This is a genomic window from Neisseria sp. P0020.S003 (genome assembly GCF_051957095.1).
Classification (GTDB): domain Bacteria; phylum Pseudomonadota; class Gammaproteobacteria; order Burkholderiales; family Neisseriaceae; genus Neisseria; species Neisseria subflava.
On sequence record NZ_JBQCWU010000001.1, the window covers coordinates 121,395 to 137,106 of the forward strand.

The following is a 15,712-nucleotide window of genomic DNA, read 5'->3' on the forward strand; positions in this document are numbered from 1 at the left end:
GGGAAACGATTTCTATCAGCCACAGTCAATACTGTGTAAAGAATAAGAAGTCCTTTACGGATAACGAAACAGTTACTCACTCCTAAATGATACAGGGAAGTCAAATCATGCGCTTATTTAAAAGCACGAAAGATACCAAAACAGGCAAGGCTTCTAGCGGATTGAACAACCGCTCTGCCATCGGCGTCGACATCAGCCAACATGCCATTAAGATGGTACAACTGACAGGTCGTAGTTTAAACCAAATTCAGCTGGAAAAATACGTTATTACCAAATTGCCTAAAAATATTGTCAAAGGCAACAAAATTCAAGACTACGATCAGCTTGCCACTTACATCCAACATACTTACACACAATTACGCAGTTCTTGCAAAAATATTGTTGCGGCTGTGCCACAAAATTTGGCGACAGTCGAGCAAATTATTTACAACCCGCGTGATACCGATTTGGACTTGGAAGAGTTTGTCGAGGCGGAAGTCGGCCAATTTGCGCCTATTGAAGAAATGAACTACGACTTTCAAGCCGAAGAAGTCGGTTCGGGCCAGCATGTTTTAGCTGTTGCCGCTAAAAAAGACGATGTCGAACCGCGCATTGAAATGTTTGAAAATGCGGGCTTGCCTTTGTCCGCTTTGGATTTGGACTTACTGGCGCAACGCAATGCCTTCGTTTATTGGATGAATACGCATGCTCCCGAAATGGCAGAGGAAAAAGTTGCCGTGTTCGGCATTCATGCGACGCAAATGTATGCCCTGATTCTGCAAAACGGCCGCATTCTCTATAAACAAGAAACTCCGGTCAGCACAGAGCAGCTCAATCAGCTGATTCAGCGTACTTATCGGGTAACGGAAGAAAATGCCGCTCAAATGATGGCTTCCCAAAACAAGCCTTCCGACTACCAGTCTCAGATTGCCGACCGTTTTAATGTGCAGGTTGCGCAAGAAGTTCAGCGGGTTTTGCAATTTTACTATACCACGCAGGCCACTGATTCTTTCGCCAATATCAAACACATCCTGCTGACCGGCTTTACCGCTCAGCAGGCAGGTTTGGCGGAAAGCATTTTCTCGCAAACCAATACGGCAACAGAATACCTGCATCCGATTTCATATGTGGAACGCAGTGCAAAAGTAGAATTGCCGCAGTTTCAAATTGATGCGCCGTCACTGACGTTGGCGTTTGGATTGGCATTAAGGGGACTTTGAGAACATGATCGAATTAACCAGAATCAACCTTCTTCCGTATCGGGAAGAGATTAAACAGCGCAAGCAGCAGCAATTCAAAGTATTGATGCTTGGCGCTTTTGCAGTGGGTTTGGGCTTGGCAGCCGCTACCTATCTCGGTATTGATAGCGCCATCAGCAATCAAGAAGGCCGCAACAACTTCCTGCAAACCGAAATCGACAGACTTGATAGAGAATTGGGCGAAATCGATAAACTTCAGCAAGAAAAAGAAGCCTTCTTGGCCAAGAAGCTGAAAGTGGAAGAGTTGCAGGAAAAACGCTATCAAGCAGCTTATATCCTTGATTCTTTGAATGCGCTTACGCCCGATAATACTTATTTGACTGCGTTGGAAGCAGAAAGCCCGACCAGCTATAAAATTAGCGGCCATGCCGTCAGCGACAATAAAATCGCCGTTATGATGCGCTCCCTGCCAAGTACAGGTATTTTCTTGCAGCCTGAATTGTTGAGCATCAAAAAAGTAGATAACTACCAAGAATTTACTTTGAAATCTTCAATCAACCAAGTGAATACGCCGGCTCCTGCACCGACTGCACAAAGCAGCAGTGAAATAGCCGAACCTGTGGCAGAACCTGCTCCGGAGGCTCAATAATGGCATCTAAAAACCTGAAACAATTGGACGTACAAAACCTGTACCTGCTCAATATGCCTTCAAAACTTTTGCTGGGAGGTTTGTTGATTGTCGGTATGTTGGCGTTGGGCTATGTCGGCGTATTTAAAGATCAGATTGAAACCTTGAATACGCAGGAAGCCAAAGAAGCAGAACTGAAGGAAACCTTTACGCGTAAAAGCATTCAGGCGGCAAGCTTGAACAATTTGAAGGCTGAATTGGCTTCTATCCGTTCTGCATTTGACGTTTTGTTGAAACAACTGCCGACTGATGCGGAAATTCCGAACCTGATTCAAGAGCTGCATCAGGCAGGTTCAACCAACGGACTGCGTTTGGACAGCGTTGCACCGCTCCAACCTGAAAACGATGGTCCGATTCAAAAACTGCCGTATCAGATTTCCATCACGGGCAAATACTCTCAAATCAGCCAATTTACCCGTGATGTAGGCGATTTGTCGCGCATTATTACGTTAGATTCTTTGAAACTCGTGAACGCAGGCGAGGACAAAGAAGGCAAAGGCAATAAAGGCGAGTTGACATTGAGTGCGATTGCGACGACTTACAAAGCCCGTCCGGCCGAAGAGATTGCTGCCGAATTGGCTGCGCAACAGGCACAAGAAGAAGGCAAACCTGCCGAGAATGAGCAAAAATAAAAGAATAGGGAAATCATGAAAAAAATCATCTTACTCTTAAGTCTTCTTCCCTTGGCAGCCTGTACGCAAAGCTATGAAGATTTGACTCAATGGATGACGCAAACCCGTCAGGAAGCAAAATCCAAGATTATTCCGTTTGAAGAGCCGACGGTTACATTGCCTAAGCCATATAGCCCGCCGAACTTTAAAGGCATGAATGCGTTTGATTCACGCCGTTTGGACACTGCTCCTAAAGGCGGCAATGCGCCGGATGTGAACCGTCCGAAAGAAACATTGGAAGCCTTCAGTTTGGAAAACATGGCCTTTGTCGGAACGCTTCAAAGCGGCGGCAAAGTTTCCGGATTTATCAAGGTCAACGACCATGTTTATACCGTTTATCCCGGAAACTATATCGGTCAGAATTATGGCAGAATCCAAAGTATTACTGAAGATAAAATTATCTTGACCGAGCAAGTTGAAGACAGCTACGGCAACTGGGTGTACCGGAAGGCCGAATTGCCATTGAGCAGTAAAGAGGCGGATTCTTCCAATAGCTCAGATAGTTCGAATTCAAATTAATTTAGGGGTCTCACTCGATTATGAAAACCAAGCACATGACAAAATTATTTGCCGGCTTCAGCGTTGCCCTCGCTGTTCAGACGGCCTTTGCAGGCAATATTACCGATATTAACGTTTCTACTTTGCCTGACAACCAAAAAATCATCAAAATCCGTTTCGACAAAGATGTCACCACACCTCATGGTTTTGTAACATCTACTCCGGCGCGTATCGCATTGGATTTTGCCAACACCAATATCCGTTTGCCTCAGCCTGTTTTGGAATATGCCGACCCATTGCTGAATCAAATTACTGCGGCGCAAAACAATGACCGTGCACGCGTGGTTTTGGGTTTGAACAAAATCAGCCAATACAATACTGAGATTCGCGGCAACGAAGTTTGGGTATTTGTAAACGAATCTACTGATCAAACCAATGCGGCCGTTGCAAATGAACGTGCGGCTACTCCGTCTACCGCGCGCGCTGCTCAGACTTATCAAGCCGTTTCAGCAGCCAATATCGATTTCCGCAAAGGCGCACGCAATTCCGGCATTATTGAATTGTCCGCCCCTGGTTTCAGCGGACAGCCGGATATTAAACAGCAGCGCGACCGCGTGGTTGTGACATTGAAAAACCATACTTTGCCGACACAAGCGCAACGCAGTTTGGATGTGGCTGACTTTAATACACCTGTACAAAACGTTACGCTCAAACGTATCGGCAATTCTACCCAGCTTATTATCCGCAACAATAATGCGAATTGGGACATCAATACCAAAGCTTCTTCCGGACGCTTTGTATTTGAAGTATCGCCTAAAGCCGCCAATACCGAATCCGGCGGCTTAAACCACAATGCGAACAAATCGTTCAAAGGCCGTAAAATTTCTTTGGATTTCCAAGATGTAGAAGTTCGTACCATCTTGCAGATTTTGGCAAAAGAATCCGGCATGAATATTGTTGCCAGCGATACCGTCAAAGGCACTATGACTTTGTCCCTGAAAGATGTACCTTGGGATCAGGCTTTAGACTTGGTTATGCAGGCGCGCAATTTGGATATGCGCCGTCAAGGCAACATTATCAATATCGCACCTCGCGATGAATTGTTGGCAAAAGACAAAGCTTTCTTGCAGGCTGAAAAAGAGATTGCCGAATTGGGTCCGCTGTATTCTCAAACCTTCCAGTTGAAATACAAAAACGTGGATGAATTCCGCAAAATTCTGCGTTTGGAAGAATACGACAGCAATAATTCCAACACCCGCAACACTCTGTTGAGCAACCGAGGCAGCGCCTTAATCGATCCGGCCACCAATACGCTGATTGTGACCGACAACCGTGGCGTGATTGAGAAATTCCGCAAACTGATTGATGAATTGGACGTTCCAACCCGTCAAGTGATGGTGGAAGCGCGTATTGTGGAAGCTGAAGATACCTTCTTCCGCAACTTGGGCGTTAAATTCGGTTCCGGTGGTGCGATCGGCCGTACGGCATGGGGCAGCAACTGGAGCAATGCGCAAACCAACTACAATACCAATGCCTCGTTTAACCGTGGCGACGTAGGCTACCGCAAATGGACTTTGGATCCGAATGTCAGTCTGCCGACCGCAGCCGCAGTCAACAGCATTGCGCTGGTGCGTGCGTTCTCGTCCGGCGCATTGGGCTTGGAAATCAGTGCGTCTGAAGAACAAGGTAAGAGCAAAACCATTTCCAATCCGCGCGTGCTGACACAAGACCGTAAAGAAGCCAAAATTGAATCCGGTACGGAAATTCCTTACCAAGAGGCTTCTTCCAGCGGTGCGACTTCGATTACCTTCAAGAAAGCCGTTTTGGGCTTGACCGTAACGCCGAACATTACGCCTGACGGTCAAATTATCATGACTGTGAAGATTAATCGCGATACCCCGATCGACTGTACCGTAGATTCTCTGATGACCAAGTGTATCAACACCAAACACTTGAATACCCAAGCCATGGTTGAAGATGGCGGCACGCTGATTGTCGGCGGTATTTACGAGGAAGAAAGCACCAATGCGGTGAACAAAGTACCTGTTTTGGGCGATATCCCTGTTGTCGGCAATCTGTTCAAATCACGCGGCAAACGTGAAAACCGCCGTGAGCTGTTGATCTTCATCACGCCGCGCATTATGGATAATGTGGGTAACAATCTGCGTTACTGATTTTTAAAATGACAAACAGGCATATCTGCAAAGGTATGCCTGTTTTGGTTTTCAGACGGCCAGAGAAGAAAAGGCCGTCTGAAAAACGACGAACTTTTCCACGAAACCACCATATCGTATAAAATGACCCACATGGAAAAAATCAACGGCAATTTAATTTTAATCGGGCTGATGGGCGCGGGGAAAACCACTTTGGGCAAGCAGCTTGCCCAAATGTTTGAATGCCCGTTTTACGACAGCGACTACGAAATCTGCACTTCTTCGGGCGTATCCATTCCGACCATTTTTGAGATGGAAGGGGAGGAAGGCTTCCGCAACCGTGAAACCAATATGCTGAAGAAGCTCGCTTCCCGGCGCAACATCGTTTTATCGACCGGTGGCGGCTCCGTATTGCGCAGTGAAAACAGGCAGATTTTGCGCCAAAACGGTACGGTTGTTTATCTGCATGCCAGCCCCGAAACCTTGCTGGAGCGTACCCGTTACGACAGCAACCGGCCGCTGTTGCAAGTTGCCAACCCTTTGGCCAAACTGCAAGAGCTGTATGACCAACGCGATACGCTGTACCGTCAAACCGCACATCTCGTCATCGAATCCGACAGCTGTCACAAAACGCTCAAACGCCTGATACAGGCTTTAGGCGAGTAAATACGCTTTGCAAAGGAACCCCATGCGCACCCTGACTGTCCAAACCCCGTCCCATCAATACCCCATCTTTATCGGGCATAAACTGATTGAGCAGGCCGATACACTGCTTCAGCCCTATTTAGGCAAAAAAGCGGCCATCATTACCAACGAAACCGTTGCGCCGCTTTATCTCAAACAGCTTCAGACGGCCTTAGACAGACTGGGCGTGCCGCATTTCAGCATCATCCTTCCCGACGGCGAAGAATATAAAAACTGGCAGACGCTTAACCTGATTTACGATGGCTTGATGCAAAACCGTGCCGAGCGCAAAACCACTTTAATCGCTTTGGGCGGCGGCGTGATAGGCGACATGGTCGGCTTTGCCGCGGCGACTTATCAGCGCGGCGCACCTTTTATCCAAGTGCCGACCACATTGCTCAGTCAGGTCGATTCCTCGGTCGGCGGTAAAACCGCTATCAACCATCCGCTCGGTAAAAACATGATTGGTGCGTTCTACCAACCGCAAGCCGTGCTGGCCGATTTGACCGTCCTGCAAACACTGCCGCAACGCGAACTTTCCGCAGGCATGGCGGAAGTCATCAAATACGGCGCATTGGGCGATGCTGAATTTTTTGCCTGGTTGGAAGAAAATATGGCCGACCTGATGGCGCAACATCAAGAAAAAATGGCAGAAGCCGTTTATCATTGCTGCAAAATGAAGGCTGATATTGTTGCCCAAGACGAAACCGAGCAGGGCATCCGCGCATGGTTTAATCTCGGCCACACTTTCGGCCATGCCATCGAAGCCGAAATGGGCTACGGCGTATGGCTGCACGGTGAAGCCGTTGCCGCCGGTTGCGTCCTTGCTTCCCGTTTGTCGCAAATTTTGGGTAAAACCCAACAAGCCGATACCGACCGCATTGCCGCTTTAATGGAAGCCGCCTCCCTTCCGTCTGCGCCGCCTGTTTTCTCCTTTGAAAAATGGATTGAACACATGAGCCACGACAAAAAAGTCAGCAGCGGCATCATGCGTTTTGTCGGTTTGGAATACTTGGGCAAAGCCAATATCACCGAAATTACCGATATGGAAATCCTCCGCCAAACCTTGCAGCCGTATTTGTGAGGAATGAATGAGGGTTGCTTTAAAATATAAAAAGGCCGTCTGAAAGGTATTTTCAGACGGCCTTTGGTTTTAAAACGTTTTCATTTATCGGATTAAAGCTAGATAAACCAATTTGAGCGGGTCGATTATTTAAAGTGTCTTTTTATCCAACTCGGCAATAATCAGCAAGCCGCTGTCAAAGCGTCGGCTGTCGGCCAGTTTCAGACGGCCTTGATGGCGTTTGACAATGGTGTTTGCGATGGACAGCCCCAGGCCGGTGCCTTGTTGTTCGGTGCCGAGAATGCGGTAGAAGGGGTCGATAACGCGTTGGCGCTCGCTTGGGGGAATACCGGGGCCGTCGTCTTCCACCCAGATGTTGAGGTATTCGGCGGTTTCGTCAAAGCCCAAATCTATGCGGCCGCCTTTGGGGGTGTAGCGGATGGCGTTGTCGGTAAAGGTTTTGATAAGGGTGTAGATTTCGGTGTCGTCGGCGTGGATTTGGCAGTCGTTTTCAACGGCGACGCCGATGTCTTGACCTTTGGCCAGCGCCAGCGGCATGAGTTCCTGCAAGACGCGGCGGAACTGGTTTTGCAGGCTGATCAGGGTTTTGGGGCGTTGGGTTTCGGGGGCTTGGGCGCGTGCGAGGGAAAGGAGTTGCTCGAGCAGGTGGCGGTTGCGCTGTATGCTTTGTTGCAACAGGGCGGACTGCTCGCGCGCTTCGGCGGACAGCTGCATATTGTTGAGCCGTTCTGCCTGAAGGGAAAGGGCGGTCATGGGGCTGCGCAATTCGTGTGCGGCATCGGCAATAAAGCGTTGCTGTTGGCGGACGTTTTCATCGGTACGTTGCAACAGGTTGTTGATGGCGACGACAAAGCCTTGGATTTCGCTGGGAATGTCTTGCGTGTCCATCGGCGAGAGGTCGTTGATTTGGCGCTGTTCCAAATCGTTGGACAGGGTTTTGACGGAACGCATGGCGCGGTGGGTAATCCAGACGGTGAGCAGGATAATCAGGGGTAGGGCGAGGAGCATGGGGAGGATGCTCTGCACGGCGGCCATTTCGGCCAGTTCTTCGCGGTAGTCGCTTTCCTGCATGACGGCGATGCGGCCTTGCTTGGTGTTGCGGGTATAAACGCGGTAGTAATCGTCGTCGTCATCGGCCTGAATGGTGTGCAGGCCGTCTGAAATCTGCTCAGGCAGGCTGACAATGGGGTTGGGCGTATTGGGAAATTGAACGGAAATCTTGTTGTCGTTGTCGAGCGAGTGTTTCTCGTCATCGGCATCGCTCGGGTCGAGATAGTTCGCGACTTGGCGCAACAGGTCGTCTTGAACCTCTTGGGTTTCGTGATAAGTATCGTAATATGAAAATATGCCTGCAAGAATGGAGAGGGGCAGGAGCATACAGATCAGGGCGAGGCTGATCTTAACTTGCAGGGATTGTTTGATGGTGTGGATAAGGCGTTGCATGGTTTGTGTGTTGATATTGTTGTGGTTTTTCAGACGGCCTGGTTGTTTTGTGCAACCAGCCAGCCGACCCCGCGGACGTTTTGAATTGCTTCTTTGCCGAGTTTTTTGCGTAAGGCGTGAATCAGGAAGTCAACGGCGTTGCTTTCGACTTCTTCACCCCAGCCGTAGATTTTATCTTCCAAATCGCTGCGCGACAGAATCATGCCCGGACGCAGTAGCAGGGCTTGGAGGACGGCAAATTCTTTGTTGCTGAGCATGATGGCCTGTTCCTGCCCGACCACTTCTGCCTGATGGGTGGAAGGGTTGAGCGTGATGATGCCGTTGCTCAGTAGCGTTTGCGCCTGTCCGCCGTGTCGGCGCAATACGGCGCGCATACGGGCTTGCAGTTCTGCCATGTCGAAGGGTTTGACGATGTAGTCGTCTGCGCCGCCGTCTAGGCCGTTGAGGCGGCTGTGCAAATCGTCGCGCGCGGTCACGATTAAGACGGGAACGGTACAGCCGCCGTTGCGGATTTGCGCCAATACGTCCAAACCGTCTTTGCCGGGCAAACCCAAATCTAAGAGCAGCAAATCGTATGCTTGCGCCGCCACTGCTGCGGCAACTTCCGAACCGCGGCTGACCCAATCGACAGCGTAGCCGGTGTCTTTCAGGTTGGCACTGACGGCTTGGGCAATCATGGCATCGTCTTCAACCAATAATACGCGCATGGAAGTTCTCCGGAGGATGGGCGGATAGTGATTATAACCGCACTCAATTAGTAAAAATTTAGGAACTGTCGAAAAACTGATTTTTTGCAAAAGATGAGGCCGTCTGAAATTTTGTTTTTCAGACGGCCTGTATGCTTCAATCCCGATTATTTAGGGTTTTTCTCAATCAAGGCGACCAATTGGTCGATATAGCCTTGAACAAAGCCGCGCGCGGATTCGATGAGCTGGCCGTTGTCGTCAAACAGGGTAGGCGAGTTGCCGAGGAACACTTCCGGTTGGCCGGTCAGCGGCATATCGAAATACGAAAGGGCAAGGCGCAGATTTTTTTGCGCGCTATAGCCGCCCATTTTGCCGACTGAATGGCTGATGATACCGGCAGGTGTTTTTTTCCAGGCAACATCGGCATTGGGTTTGGAGCCGATATCGATGGCGTTTTTCAGGCAGGCCGGGACAGTACGGTTGTTTTCGGAAGTCACGAACAATACGCCGGCAGAGGCTTTGATGGTTTCACGGAATTCGGTATAGCTGGACGGAGTAGGGAAGTCGGTAACGGCAGGATCGTCGTAGTCGAAGTTGTACAAAGGCAAATGGCCGATTTCGACGATTTGCGCTTCGTAGCCTTCGGGGAACATGGGAATGACGTTTTGTGCGATTTTGCGTGCAAACGAGCCTTTACGCAGACTGCCGACCAAGATGCTGACTTTCTTTGACATGCTTTTCTCCTGTTTAATAATAAAAATGAAAACAATTCTAAATTTTAGTGTTATCTGGGGAAGCGGTCAAGGTTTCAGACGGCCTGTCAAAATGGTTTATGCTAAAATAACGGTCTCGCTGATATTTCAAATTATTATGCACGCTTCTGATTCACAAGAGGGCGAAACGGCACACGAATACTATGCCGACAATCCCGACTTTCCTGCTAAAACCATTGTCGCCACCTTATTCATCGGCGCATTTTTCGGCTATCTCAACGATACGCTGTTGAATGTCGCGCTCACGCCGATTATGAAGGATTTCGGTGTCGATAAGACCACAGTTCAATGGCTGACGACGGGCTTTTTGCTGGTGATGGGGGCATTTACGCCGATTACGGCAGGCGTGATTCAATGGTTTGAAACGCGCAAAATGGTGCTGTTTACGCAGGCAACGTTTTTAGCAGGATCGCTGATTTGCGCGTTTGCACCGACATTTGGCGTATTGGTGGTCGGTCGGATGGTGCAGGCAGTGTCTGCCGCGTTCTTTGTCCCGCTTCTGTTTAACGGCGTATTGTCGATTTTCCCTCCCAACAGGCGCGGAACGGCGATGGGTGTGATTACCATGATGTTTACCGCCGCGCCTGCAATGGGGCCGACGCTGTCGGGCATCATCATCGACCATACGCATTGGCGCGTGTTGTTCGGCTTTACTGCGCCGTTTATGTTGGCGGCGATGGTGCTGGTGGGCAAATATTTGACGGTCAATTTGAGCAACATCAGCCGTCCGAAAATCGATATGTTGTCGGCTGTGCTGTCGATTGCGGGCTTCGGCGGGCTGGTTTATGCGAGCAGTAATTTTGCCCATATGCCGTTGGTGGAATTTATCCTGCTCTTTGCCGCTTCCGTTGTGCTGGTGGGTTGGTTTGCGCACCGTCAATTCCGTTTGGCTACGCCGTTGTTGAACCTTCGTGCGTTTGAATACAAACAGTTCAGATATTGCGTTGTGATTTTAGCTGGTGCGGTATTCCTGTTCTTAGGCTTGGAACTGATGGTGCCGATGTACACGCAGCAAGTGTTAATGCTGACCGGTACGGCAACCGGCCTGATCCTGATGCCTGCCAGTATTGCCCAAGCGGTTGCCGCGCCGTTGTTTGGCAAATTGTTGGACAAAAAGGGCGGACGTTTTGTCGTCTTGCCGGCAACAGTGATGCTGGTGGTGTCGCTGGCGGTATTGTGGCTGTTTCTGCGGATTGATACGCAAGTGGTAATGTTGACGGCGATGTTTACGCTGTTGGCGCTTTCCGTGTCTGCTTGCGTAACCGGCGAAACCCATGGTCTGAATGCGTTGCCGAAAACGCTCAATCCGCACGGTGCGGCGATTCTGACTACCATCAACCCGATTGCCGGTGCCATCGGCGCGGCGTTTTTCGTCGGTGCAACCAATATCGGTGAGAAACTTTCCAGTGCAGATATGCCGCAACAGGCAATGCTGGACGGTATCCATTTGGCGATGGGTTGCGCTTTGGTTGTCGGTGTTGTGGTCGTCATGTTTGCTTTGCGTTTGAAAGCGCATCAGAAATAAATAAAAGGTCGTCTGAAACGTTCAGACGGCCTAAGTACCTCGTAAGAATTTATAAGATTTTGTAATGCAATGAAATTTAAAAGTATTTTATCAGTTGGCCTGATGATGGCGGTTTGTCCGTCATGGGCTTTGGATTTCGGGCGTATTCCTGAAAATGAAATTTCCGTTTATGTGCAGGAATTGGACAGCGGCAAAGTGATTGCCGAACACCGTGCCGATGAATTGCGCAATCCTGCTTCGACGATGAAGCTGGTAACGGCGTTTACCGCGTTTCGTATGCTGGGCGGCGATTATCGTTGGAAAACGGAGTTTAAAACCAACGGCCCAATCAAAGGCGATACGTTGAAAGGCAACGTGTATTGGGTGGGGAGCGGCGATCCTGTGTTTGACCAGCATGATCTGGTGCAAATGCAGCAACAGATGCGCGATAAGGGCATACGCCATATTGACGGACATCTGATACTCGACCGCAGCCTGTGGGGCGATGTGAAGAATCCGGATGATTTTGCTTCCGATTCTGCCGAAAGTTTTATGACTCCACCCGATCCCAATATGTTGGCGTATAAAACCGTTGAACTCCGTGCTGAAAAAGGGGAAGACGGAAACTTGGTCATCCGTACCAATCCGCCGCTGCCGAATCTGAATATTCAAAACAAATTGACGCTTGAGAATAAAGCAGGGAAGTGCAGTGTTTTAAAAAACCACATGAAGACTTCCTATAAAAACAATACGCTGACCGTGTCGGGCAAGCTGCCGGAAAGCTGCTTGGGTCAAGAGCTGTATCTGAATATGTACAGCATGAAAGAATATGTCGGCAAAAGTTTTGTGAACCAATGGCGTCAACAAGACGGTACGGTTTCAGACGGCCTGACGACAGGTGTTGCGCCTCATGACGCGCATGTGTTGGCAAGCCATCTCTCCAAACCGCTTGCCGATATCCTCACCGATATGAACAAGCATTCCAATAATCTGATTGCCCGTTCGGTTTTCCTTAAATTTGCCGGAAACATGTCTGATTACAAGCTGGCGCAGACTAAGGCAGCCTCTATCGTAAAAAGTGAGCTGGAGGTTGCCGGTATCAATACGGAAGGGCTGGTGTTGGAAAACGGCTCAGGCTTGTCTCGCGTAGAACGGCTCAATGCGCGAATGATGGCGCAAATGTTGGAAAAAGCCTACTTCAGCCCGTTTAAAAACGAGTTTATCAGTACGCTGCCGATTGCCGGTAAAGACGGCACGCTTAAAACACGCTTGAAACAGCCCGGTGAAAACCTGCGCCTCAAAACCGGTACGCTTAAAGATGTCCGTGCATTGGCAGGGTATTGGTTGGGCGAAAAGCCGTTGCTGGTTGTCGTCATTATCAACAGCCAAAAATCAACCGATTATTTACGCGACTTGGATAAGCTGGTGTCTAAAATTGTACAGCCCGGTGGTGAACATTGGATTGATGCTAAAGCTTCCTGTATGATCAGGTATCAGGCTTGATAAGCTAAAAAGGGCCGTCTGAAAATGTATTGACGTTTTCAGACGGCCTTTGTGTAAGAAGGGGAGGCAAGTATTGATGTCTATTTTGGAAGATGATTTAGGGATTTGATAAATAAGCGTTTGGTGTGAATCAGCTTGAGGCGGATGGTCTTTCAGGATTCAAACCATATGTCTGCTTTATTGTGTTGTCCTGTTTATACTATCTAAAAAGCTCGATTTTTTATAAAAAGGCATAGGATACAGACGAAAAAAATACCGGTAAAAACCGGTATTTTTATTTTTAACTTGATGGCGCGGCGGACGGGGCTCGAACCCGCGACCCCCGGCGTGACAGGCCGGTACTCTAACCAACTGAGCTACCACCGCGCATCCATTGTCAGAGACAATGAAAAGGAAAGTGGTGGGTGATGACGGAGTCGAACCGCCGACATTCTGCTTGTAAGGCAGACGCTCTACCAACTGAGCTAATCACCCGAAAAAAGGGAGATACTGAAGAATTAGTATTTTTAAATGATGGCGCGGCGGACGGGGCTCGAACCCGCGACCCCCGGCGTGACAGGCCGGTACTCTAACCAACTGAGCTACCACCGCGCATCCACTGTCAAAGACAATGAAAAAGAAACTTGGTGGGTGATGACGGAGTCGAACCGCCGACATTCTGCTTGTAAGGCAGACGCTCTACCAACTGAGCTAATCACCCATGCGCAAAATTGCGAAGACGCTATTAAACCAAAAAATCCTGATGCGCGCAAGATTTATTTGCCGATAATTAGATATCTCCCTGCAAGCACCAGTTTTCAAAGGAAATAATTTCTTCCTGCTTGCCTGCGACAACCAAAATATCACCGGCTTCCAGAACAAAATCAGGGTCAAGGTCTTGGATTTTTCCGGTATTGCGGCGGATAAACAATAGTTTCAGATAATGTGCTGCCAATGGCAATTCGCGGATGGTTTTGCCGATGGCGTGTGCTTCGCCTTGCAATGGGAAGGCATGGCGGCATACGGCCTTGCTGTCTTCGTCGGAAAAGCTGTCATCATCACTGCCGACAAACAAGTCTTGCAAAGATGCATAGCGGCTGTGACGGATGTGGGTTATGGTTTGATAAACATGGTTGTAGGAGAGGCCGTGGCCCAACATGGCATAGCTTGCCAGAACCAGGCTGGTTTCTTTGGTATCGGAGACGGTTTCTTCCGCACCCATTTCGGTAAAGGTTTTGACGTAATCGTCATTGGTGGCGCGAACATAAACTGGCATGCTCGGATGCATGGACATGATGTTGCCGAGAACATGTTGGGTCTCGTGCATATTGTTCAGCGTGATGACCACCATTTTGGCGCGCCCCAAGCCGGCGGCTTCCAAGACTTCACGGCGTTTGGCATCGCCAAAGGAAACCGGTTCGCCTGCGTTGCGTGCCACTTGTACGCGGGCAATGTCCAAGTCAAGGGCAAAGTAGGGGATGCCTTCTTGCGCCAATACACGGGCAACCGATTGACCGCCGCGTCCGAAACCGATAATCAGGACGTGTTCGGATTTGCTCATGGTTTCCACCAGCATGGAGTGTAAGTCCAAGGCTTTCATGTCCCAGTCGGATTTAACGAAGCGACTGACGATGGCATTGCTGCTGCCTAAAATGAATGGCGCGGCAATCATGGAGAGCAAGACGGCTGCAGTGGCTGCTTGTTCCAATTCGGGCGAAACCATATTGATTTTGCTGGAAATGGCCAGCATCACGAAGCCGAACTCGCCGCCTTGTGCCAAATAAAGCGCACTTTTGAGGCTGTCGCCCACAGGGTTTTTCATGCGTAAAGCGATGATGAAGACGACCAGTGCTTTCAAGACCAACAAGATTGCCAACAAAATCAGGATTTGCTGCCAGTTGCCGATCAGTGCCTGAATATCCAGCTTCATGCCGACGGTAATGAAGAAGAAGCCCAGCAGGATATCGCGGAATGGACGGATGTCGTCTTCTACCTGAATGCGGTATTCGGTTTCGGAAAGCAACATGCCGGCGACGAATGCGCCCAATGCCATAGACAGGCCTTCAAGCTCTGTCAGATAGGCCACGCCCAAAGTAACCAGCAAAACATTGATCATGAAGAGTTCGGACGATTTGCGTTTGGCAACCAGTCTGAACCAGCGCGACATCACTCGGCTGCCGATAACGAACAAAATGCCCAAGGTCAGCAACATTTTCAAACCGGCCAAGCCCAACTCTACCCACAAGTTGCCTTCGCTGCCGCCAGCAAGTGCCGGAATCAGAATCATCAGCGGTACAACGGCAATATCTTGCATCAGCAAAACGCCCATGGCCATTTGACCATGCGGCTGACCCAGCTCGGTTTTCTCCGACAGAATGCGACTGACGATGGCGGTGGACGACATGGTCAGTGCGCCCGCAGTGGCAAACGCCCAGTTAAACGGCGTGCCCATTGCCATCAAAATGCCCATAATCGAGAGCATGGTAATGATGACTTGCAAACCGCCCAAGCCGAATACGAGGCGGCGCATGGCTTTGAGTTTGGGTAGGGAGAATTCGAGACCGATGCTGAACATCAAGAACACAATGCCGATTTCTCCCAAATAGTCGGTAGCGTGGCTTTGCGGAATCAGTTTGAACATACCTGGACCGGCAATAAAACCGACCAAAAGATAACCGAGCATGGAAGGAATGTTGAACTTGCGACAGTAGATAACCGTAATGACGGAAACCAACAGGACAATGACAATCGGACCGAGGGAGAATTCGTGCATAGAGTGGGCGGCCTTTCGTTAAAAGTAGCTATTGTTATATAGGCCGTCTGAAACACGTCGAAAACCGACAGCAAACCCAAATAAAAACGCACAGA

Annotated in this window: 13 protein-coding genes and 4 tRNA genes; 9 read left to right on the forward strand and 8 right to left on the reverse strand. The window is 49.4% G+C overall.

Annotated features, from left to right (window positions below; genetic code table 11):
• Positions 1-107: 107 nt before the first annotated feature.
• The 7 genes from pilM (at position 108) to aroB (ending at position 6,956) form a co-directional block, all read left to right on the forward strand.
• Positions 108-1,199, forward strand: a complete 1,092-nt coding sequence (gene pilM, locus ACTHTQ_RS00610; RefSeq protein WP_440362762.1) for a type IV pilus assembly protein PilM — start codon at positions 108-110, stop codon at positions 1,197-1,199.
• A 4-nt stretch (positions 1,200-1,203) separates the two neighbouring features.
• Entirely contained in the window at positions 1,204-1,827 is a 624-nt protein-coding gene (locus ACTHTQ_RS00615) for a PilN domain-containing protein (protein WP_049328903.1), read from the forward strand.
• Positions 1,827-2,498, forward strand: a complete 672-nt coding sequence (locus ACTHTQ_RS00620; protein WP_003684514.1) for a type 4a pilus biogenesis protein PilO — start codon at positions 1,827-1,829, stop codon at positions 2,496-2,498. The genes ACTHTQ_RS00615 and ACTHTQ_RS00620 overlap by 1 nt, the downstream gene beginning before the upstream one ends.
• Before the next feature lie 15 nt (positions 2,499-2,513).
• The gene (locus ACTHTQ_RS00625) at positions 2,514-3,056 is read left to right on the forward strand and encodes a pilus assembly protein PilP (protein ID WP_003684527.1); all 543 of its coding nucleotides are present in this window, start codon (positions 2,514-2,516) and stop codon (positions 3,054-3,056) included.
• A 20-nt stretch (positions 3,057-3,076) separates the two neighbouring features.
• Positions 3,077-5,209, forward strand: a complete 2,133-nt coding sequence (gene pilQ, locus ACTHTQ_RS00630; RefSeq protein ID WP_440362763.1) for a type IV pilus secretin PilQ — start codon at positions 3,077-3,079, stop codon at positions 5,207-5,209.
• A gap of 123 nt (positions 5,210-5,332) precedes the next feature.
• Positions 5,333-5,854 carry a shikimate kinase gene (locus ACTHTQ_RS00635; protein ID WP_003682215.1) on the forward strand — a complete coding sequence of 174 codons (522 nt, stop codon included), beginning with the start codon at positions 5,333-5,335 and terminating at the stop codon, positions 5,852-5,854.
• Positions 5,855-5,876: 22 nt separating this feature from the next.
• Positions 5,877-6,956: a 3-dehydroquinate synthase gene (aroB, locus tag ACTHTQ_RS00640; protein ID WP_440362764.1), complete on the forward strand. Its 1,080-nt coding sequence runs from the start codon at positions 5,877-5,879 to the stop codon at positions 6,954-6,956.
• A 129-nt stretch (positions 6,957-7,085) separates the two neighbouring features.
• Here the strand turns inward: aroB and ACTHTQ_RS00645 are convergent, their stop codons facing one another.
• The 3 genes from ACTHTQ_RS00645 to ACTHTQ_RS00655 form a co-directional block, all read right to left on the reverse strand.
• Positions 7,086-8,399 carry a sensor histidine kinase gene (locus tag ACTHTQ_RS00645; RefSeq protein WP_440362765.1) on the reverse strand — a complete coding sequence of 438 codons (1,314 nt, stop codon included), beginning with the start codon at positions 8,397-8,399 and terminating at the stop codon, positions 7,086-7,088.
• Between the two features lie 29 nt (positions 8,400-8,428).
• A complete protein-coding gene (locus ACTHTQ_RS00650; RefSeq protein WP_070460434.1) occupies positions 8,429-9,106 on the reverse strand; it encodes a response regulator in 678 nt (225 codons plus the stop codon).
• 146 nt (positions 9,107-9,252) lie between these two features.
• Positions 9,253-9,819, reverse strand: a complete 567-nt coding sequence (locus ACTHTQ_RS00655; protein ID WP_070829674.1) for an NADPH-dependent FMN reductase — start codon at positions 9,817-9,819, stop codon at positions 9,253-9,255.
• Positions 9,820-9,955: 136 nt separating this feature from the next.
• Here ACTHTQ_RS00655 and ACTHTQ_RS00660 point away from each other — a divergent pair, with 136 nt between their 5' ends.
• Positions 9,956-11,383, forward strand: coding sequence for an MFS transporter (locus ACTHTQ_RS00660; protein ID WP_440362766.1), 1,428 nt, complete (start codon positions 9,956-9,958; stop codon positions 11,381-11,383).
• A gap of 69 nt (positions 11,384-11,452) precedes the next feature.
• Positions 11,453-12,865 carry a D-alanyl-D-alanine carboxypeptidase/D-alanyl-D-alanine endopeptidase gene (gene dacB, locus ACTHTQ_RS00665; RefSeq protein ID WP_440362767.1) on the forward strand — a complete coding sequence of 471 codons (1,413 nt, stop codon included), beginning with the start codon at positions 11,453-11,455 and terminating at the stop codon, positions 12,863-12,865.
• 289 nt (positions 12,866-13,154) lie between these two features.
• On the opposite strand, the gene ACTHTQ_RS00670 is transcribed toward dacB, so the two are convergent.
• The 5 genes from ACTHTQ_RS00670 to ACTHTQ_RS00690 form a co-directional block, all read right to left on the reverse strand.
• Positions 13,155-13,231, reverse strand: a tRNA-Asp gene (locus ACTHTQ_RS00670).
• Positions 13,232-13,263: 32 nt separating this feature from the next.
• A tRNA-Val gene (locus tag ACTHTQ_RS00675) sits at positions 13,264-13,339 on the reverse strand.
• A 40-nt stretch (positions 13,340-13,379) separates the two neighbouring features.
• Positions 13,380-13,456: transfer RNA gene (locus ACTHTQ_RS00680), tRNA-Asp, on the reverse strand.
• A 33-nt stretch (positions 13,457-13,489) separates the two neighbouring features.
• Positions 13,490-13,565: transfer RNA gene (locus ACTHTQ_RS00685), tRNA-Val, on the reverse strand.
• Between the two features lie 69 nt (positions 13,566-13,634).
• Positions 13,635-15,617, reverse strand: coding sequence for a cation:proton antiporter domain-containing protein (locus ACTHTQ_RS00690; RefSeq protein ID WP_440362768.1), 1,983 nt, complete (start codon positions 15,615-15,617; stop codon positions 13,635-13,637).
• Positions 15,618-15,712 lie beyond the last annotated feature (95 nt).